Genomic DNA, 5,968 nt, shown 5'->3' with positions numbered 1-5,968 from the left:
TCTGCCGACGTCGCGCAGGCCGGGATCGAGCCGTCCCACCGACCCGAAGTCGATCAGGGCGGGGCGGCCGTCGGGCAGCAGCAGGACGTTCCCCGGGTGCAGGTCACCGTGGTAGATCCCGTCGAAGACGACCTGTCGCAGGAACGCCCGGAGGATCGCCCGCATCGGCTCGTCGAGGTCGCGGTCGCTGCGCTCGGCACGGATGGCGCTGAGGGTGTCCCCCTCGAGGTACTCCATCACGAGCACGCGGCGACCGGAGAGCTCCGGGTACGGGTCGGGGAACCGCACCTCGTCGGGGCGTGCGCTCCGGCGCTGGGCGGCTCGCAGCGCCTCGAGGTTCCGGAGCTCCGAGCTGAAGTCGACCTGGCGCACGAGGTCGTCGGCGTACTGCTGGGCGACGTCCTGCACGCCGACCTGGCGCGCCTCGGTCGACCAGCGGGCCATGAAGCGCACGACGCGGAGCGCGATGTCGACGTCCCGGCGCACGGCGCGGTCGATGCCGGGCCGCTGCACCTTCACGGCCACGCTCGTGCCGTCCGCGAGACGTGCCCGGTGCACCTGCGCGATGGACGCGGCGGCGACCGGGACCGGGTCGAACGCCGCGAAGACCTGGTCGACGGGTGCGCCCAGCTCGCGCTCGAGCAACGCCGTGACCTCGTCCGCGGGAGCCGGGCTCACGTTCCGCTGCAGGTGCGCGAGGCCCTCGGTCCACTCCTCGGGCAACAGGTCGTCACGCGTCGACAGGAGCTGTCCCATCTTCACGAAGCCGCCACCGGCCTCCTCGAGCGCGCGGCGGAGGTGCTCGGCCTGGCTGCGGCGCAGGTCGGACGTCGCCGGGTCGTGCGAGAAGTCGAGCCGACGGAAGGGCACGAGTCCGTGTCGGCGGGCGATCGAGAGCAGTTCGGTGAACCGGCGGGCACGGGACCGGACGGTCCCGGCATCGGTGGCGTCCGGTGTGGACAGGTCGCTCAGGCGTGGCGGGGTGGGCACGGGTCCCAGTCTGCTCCCCCGTCCTGCGTGGTCGGTCCTCCACAGCCCGGAGGCGCGGCTCGCCCTCCACAGGTCGGCCGATGCCAGCCGTCCCCTCGCCTCCACTGCATCAGGCTGCGGTCATGGAGACAGCACTCGCCACGGCGCTCATCGCCGCGGGCGCGGCGATCGCGGCCGCCGTCGTCAGCTGGTTCGGCGCGTTCCAGAACCGCCGGACAGCCGATCGCGACCATGCCTGGCGGCGGCTGACCTGGGCGATCCGTCGCGCCGAGACGCAGTCGGAGTACGACATTTCGAGAACTGTGCTCGAGCGTCTGATGAAAGTACCGTGGGCGCCGAAACCCGACCGGAACCTCGCTCGACGGGCACTCCGGCGGCACGGGTTCGAGCACGTTCGCGATCGAGAACCGGAGGCCGACTGATGCCGCTCTTCCGTCCACTGCCCGACGCACCCCAGTTCAAGCTCGACGGCACCGACGAGGACGACGCGATCCTCGACGCGTGGGTCGACGGCGCCACCCTGGCGGAGTGGTACGAGGTCGAACGGACCGGCGTCGTCACCGTGTCGATGCGGGTGAAGTGGTGGTGGCGACGGACCCGACGCGTCCTCCGCTGAGCTAGACCCCGACCTCCTGGTAGGCGGTGAAGAGCAGGTGGTCCTCGGGTCCCTCGAGCGTGAGGGGCTTGCCGACGGCGTCGAGGATGATGAAGCGGAGCATGCCGGCGCGGGCCTTCTTGTCACGACGCATCGTGGCGAGCAGCCCCTCCCAGCGGCCGATGCCGTACGTCGTGGGCAGTTCGAGGGACTCGAGGATCGCGCGGTGCCGGTCGACCGTGGCGTCGTCGAGGTGCCCGGTGAGGCGCGCCAGCTCGGCGGCGAACACCATGCCGACCGCGACGGCCGCGCCGTGCCGCCACTGGTACCGCTCGGCGTGCTCGATCGCGTGCCCGAGGGTGTGGCCGTAGTTCAGGATCTCGCGGCGGCCCTGCTCGGTGAAGTCGTCCGAGACGACCTGTGCCTTCAGCGCGATCGCGAGTTCCACGACGCGGCGGAACTCGGGCGTGGTCGGGTCGGTGACGCGGGCGACGTCGGCCTCGATGACGTCGAGGATCTCCGGCACGGCGATGAACCCGGCCTTCACGATCTCGGCGAAGCCGGTGAGGATCTCGTTGCGGGGCAGGGTGGCGACGAGGTCGATGTCGGCGACGACCGCGCGGGGTGCGAAGAAGGCGCCGACGAGGTTCTTGCCCTCGTTCGTGTTGATGCCGGTCTTGCCGCCGACGCTGGCGTCGACCATCCCGAGCACGCTCGTGGGGATCGCGATGTACGGGACCCCGCGCAGCCAGGTCGCCGCGACGAACCCGGCGAGGTCGGTCACGGCGCCGCCGCCCAGGCCGATCACGGCGTCGGTGCGGGTGAAGTCCGACTGCCCCATGATCTGCCAGCAGAACGCGGCGACCTCGACGCGCTTGGCGCCCTCGGCGTCGGGGACCTCGGCGATGAGCGCCTCGAGGCCGGCGTCGACGAGCAGGTCCCGGAGCGCGTTCGCCCGGGCGCCCAGCGTCGGCGCGTGCACGATGAGGACCTTGGCGACGCGGGGACCGAGGAGTGCCGGGACCGAACCGAGCAGGCCGTTGCCGACGGCGACGACGTAGCCGTCCTCGCCGCCGACGCGGATCTCGGTGGTTCCGTCGGGCAGGACGGACTGGGTCGTCTCGGTCACGCTGTTCCTTCGCTCGTGGGGGTGCCGGTGGTGGACGGCCGGTGTCCGTCCCGCAGCCAGGCGACGACGTCGTCGACGACGTGCGACATGGGCCGCCGTGAGGTGTCGAACACCGCGTGCGCGAGTTCGGCGTAGGTCGCCGCTCGCGCGTCCATGATGGTCTGCCAGGCGTCGATGCCGCCGTCGGCCAGCAGCGGGCGGTCACTGCCGGCGATCCGGTCGGCGACCGCCTCGGGCGAGACGGTCAGGAGGACGATGCGCGCGCCGACCATGGCCTCGCGCGTGTCGACGTGCGTCACCGCGCCGCCACCGACGGCGATCACGCCACCGCGCGCGACGGCCGCCCGCACGGCCTCGGCCTCGAGCGCGCGGAACGCCGGCTCGCCGCGGTCCGCGAAGATCCCGGGGATCGGGCCGTGCTCGCGGACGATCGCCCGGTCGGTGTCGGTGAACGGCACACCGAGGGCCTTCGCCACGCGCTTGCCGACGCTCGACTTGCCGGCGCCCATCGGTCCGATGATGACGACCGGTGCCGCGGAACCGGCCGACGGCGAACCCGCCGCCGGCTCGGGTGTGTGCGTCACCAGGCCGGCGTGTGCTCGGCGGCCTCGGTGCTGCGGGTGCGCAGCGTCTCCGGGATCGACGCCAGGTACGCCTCGAGGTTCCGCTTCGTCTCGACGACGTTGTCGCCGCCGAACTTCTCGAGGACGGCGTCGGCGAGGACGAGCGCCACCATGGCCTCGGCGACGACGCCGGCCGCGGGGACCGCGCACACGTCGGACCGCTGGTGGTGCGCCGAGGCGTCCTCACCCGTGGCGACGTCGATGGTGTGCAGCGCGTGCGGGACCGTCGCGATCGGCTTCATGCCGGCACGGACACGCAGGACGGTGCCCGTGGACATGCCGCCCTCGGTGCCGCCGGCGCGGTCGGACGTCCGGTAGATCTCGCCGTCCTCGCGGAAGAGCTCGTCGTGCGCCTCGGACCCGCGGCGGGCAGCGGTCGCGAAGCCGTCGCCGACCTCGACGCCCTTGATGGCCTGGATGCCCATGATCGCCGCGGCGAGGCGGGCGTCGAGGCGACGGTCCCACTGCACGTGCGAACCGAGCCCCGGCGGGACGCCGTAGAACAGGACCTCGACGACACCGCCGAGGGTGTCGCCGTCCTTCTTCGCGGCCTCGACCTCGGTGACCATGCGGGCCGAGGTCTCGGCGTCGAAGCAGCGCAACTGGTCGTCGTCGAGGCGGTCGACGTCGTCGGGCATCGGCAGCGCGGTGCCGTCCGGGACCCGGACCGTCCCGACCTGCAGCGTGTGCGCGACCGAGCGGATGCCGAGCTCGGCGAGGAAGGACTTGGCCACGGCACCGAGGGCGACGCGCGCGGCCGTCTCGCGCGCACTCGCGCGCTCGAGGATCGGGCGGGCCTCGTCGAAGCCGTACTTCTGCATGCCGACGAGGTCGGCGTGGCCGGGACGCGGTCGGGTCAGCGGGGCGCTGCGACCGCGGGAGGCGTCGGTCTGCTCGACGGGCTCGGGGTTCATGACCTCGACCCACTTCGGCCACTCGGTGTTGCCGATGCGGATCGCGATCGGGCTGCCGAGCGAGTACCCGTGACGGACACCACCGGAGACGTGCAGTTCGTCCTGCTCGAACTTCATGCGGGAGCCGCGGCCGTAGCCGAGCTTGCGACGCGCGAGATCGGTACGGATGGACTCGAACGACACCGGGACACCCGCGGGCAGGCCCTCGAGCATCGCGATCAGTTCGGGTCCGTGGGACTCACCAGCAGTCAACCAACGAAGCATGGTGTCCATCTTCCCACAGCCCGGGTGCCGTGCGACGCCCCCGGGCTACTGGTAGTCGGGGTGCGCCCGGAGCCACGCCTGGAACTGGTCCACGGCGACGAGGTGCTGGGCGTACGTGTCCGAGAACACCGTCTCGCCGGTCTCGAGGTTCACCGTCACGAAGTACAGCCACTTGCCCTGCGCCATGTTCGTGACGGCCTTGATCGCGATGTCGCCCGGGTTCGAGATCGGCGCCGGCGGCAGGCCGTCGTGCACGTAGGTGTTGTACCTGTTCGACGCGTCCTTCCGTTCGGCGTCGGTGGTCGTCACCCGGTGGGTGTTCCCCGTGCCGTAGGCGACCGTCGCGTCCGACTGCAGCGGCATGTCGATGTCGAGCCGGTTCTGGAAGACCCGCGCGACCTTGGGGTAGTCGGCCGCGAGGCCTGCTTCCTTCTGCACGAGCGAGGCGAAGACGATGACGTGCTCCTGGTCGGCCTCGGCCACGCCGGCCGCCGACAGGTGCTCCTTCATGGTGTCGACCATCGACTTGAAGTACTGCGTGGCGGTCCACCCGGGGTTGATCGGGTAGGTCGCCGGGAACAGCCACCCCTCGAGCGTGGTCACGTTCGACGGCAGGTCGTAGGCGCTGAGGTCCTTCGCTGCGGCGGAGACCTCGGCGGCGGAGAGCCCCGCCTTCGAGACCATGCCGGCCTCGATGTCCTTGAGCGCCGTGCCCTCGGGGATCACGATCGAGGCCTGGACCCGGTTGTCCTTGTCCTGCAGGGCCGCGAGTGCCGCCTTCGAGCTCATCTTCTTCTTGAGCGAGTACGAACCCGGCTGGAACTGGACGTCCGGGGACGCGAGCAGCAGCTTGTAGAAGACCTTCGAGTCCTTCACGACCCCGCTGCGCTGCAGGGTCGCGGCGACGTTCTCGCCGATGTCGCCCTGCTTGATGGTGATCGTCACCTTGCTGGTGCCGTCGCCGGAGTAGTCGTCGGGCTCCTGGGAGCCGCTGATCGCCGCGACCACCTGCTGGATCTTCGGGGCCGCGAACGCGTAGGCCGACACCCCGACGGCGAGGACCACCGCGACGATGACGATGCCCGCGATCAGCGGGCCGCGACGCCGCTTCGGACGCGGTTCACGCGGGCCGCGTGGCGGCCTGGAGGCGCCCCCGCGTCCACCGCGACCGCCGCGACCGCCGTCTCCCGCGCCTCCGGGGCCGTGGCCGGTCTGGTCAGGTCCACCGGCGCCCGCAGCGGCGGCCGCACCGCCAGCCGAGCCCCCGCGCGCCGCGGCGCGCTGGTCGTCGTCGACACGGAGCTCCCCGGTGAGGAGGGCGTGCACGTCCGGGTGCAGTTCGTCGGGTGAGGACGCCACCGGGGCGTCCGCCGCGGCGGCGCGACGGTCGACGTCGGCTCGGCCGAGGTCGGGACGGTCGGTGCTCGGGCCGGCCGCGTCGGTGCTGGCCGGG

Annotated in this window: 7 protein-coding genes; 2 read left to right on the top strand and 5 right to left on the bottom strand. The window is 72.0% G+C overall.

The features are described from left to right. The coding region (locus tag I5E_RS18995; protein ID WP_022908383.1) for an ABC1 kinase family protein at window positions 1-990 on the bottom strand (990 nt) is incomplete at its 3' end. Between the two features lie 122 nt (window positions 991-1,112). Between I5E_RS18995 and I5E_RS24900 the strand changes: the two genes are divergently transcribed. Both I5E_RS24900 and I5E_RS18985 read left to right on the top strand, forming a co-directional pair. Beyond that, window positions 1,113-1,412: a hypothetical protein gene (locus I5E_RS24900; RefSeq protein WP_148287054.1), complete on the top strand. Its 300-nt coding sequence runs from the start codon at window positions 1,113-1,115 to the stop codon at window positions 1,410-1,412. Then, complete coding sequence (locus I5E_RS18985) at window positions 1,412-1,606, top strand: hypothetical protein (protein WP_022908381.1); 195 nt, start codon at window positions 1,412-1,414, stop codon at window positions 1,604-1,606. The genes I5E_RS24900 and I5E_RS18985 overlap by 1 nt, the downstream gene beginning before the upstream one ends. 1 nt (window position 1,607) lies before the next feature. Here the strand turns inward: I5E_RS18985 and aroB are convergent, their stop codons facing one another. The 4 genes from aroB to mltG form a co-directional block, all read right to left on the bottom strand. Continuing rightward, entirely contained in the window at window positions 1,608-2,690 is a 1,083-nt protein-coding gene (gene aroB / locus I5E_RS18980) for a 3-dehydroquinate synthase (protein ID WP_031263199.1), read from the bottom strand. 20 nt (window positions 2,691-2,710) lie between these two features. Next, entirely contained in the window at window positions 2,711-3,298 is a 588-nt protein-coding gene (locus I5E_RS22185) for a shikimate kinase (RefSeq protein WP_022908379.1), read from the bottom strand. Further along, on the bottom strand, window positions 3,295-4,515 hold the full coding sequence (aroC, locus tag I5E_RS18970; protein ID WP_022908378.1) for a chorismate synthase: 1,221 nt from the start codon (window positions 4,513-4,515) through the stop codon (window positions 3,295-3,297). Before aroC ends, I5E_RS22185 begins: the two co-directional genes overlap by 4 nt. Window positions 4,516-4,560: 45 nt before the next feature. Further along, window positions 4,561-5,968, bottom strand: a 1,408-nt coding sequence (gene mltG / locus I5E_RS22180; protein ID WP_022908377.1) for an endolytic transglycosylase MltG, incomplete at its 5' end; no start/stop codon positions are given.

Source organism: Curtobacterium sp. B18 (assembly GCF_000333375.1).
Taxonomy (GTDB): Bacteria; Actinomycetota; Actinomycetes; order Actinomycetales; family Microbacteriaceae; genus Curtobacterium.
The sequence above is the reverse complement of the archived record's forward strand: the minus strand, read 5'-3'. Positions and strand labels throughout refer to the sequence as shown.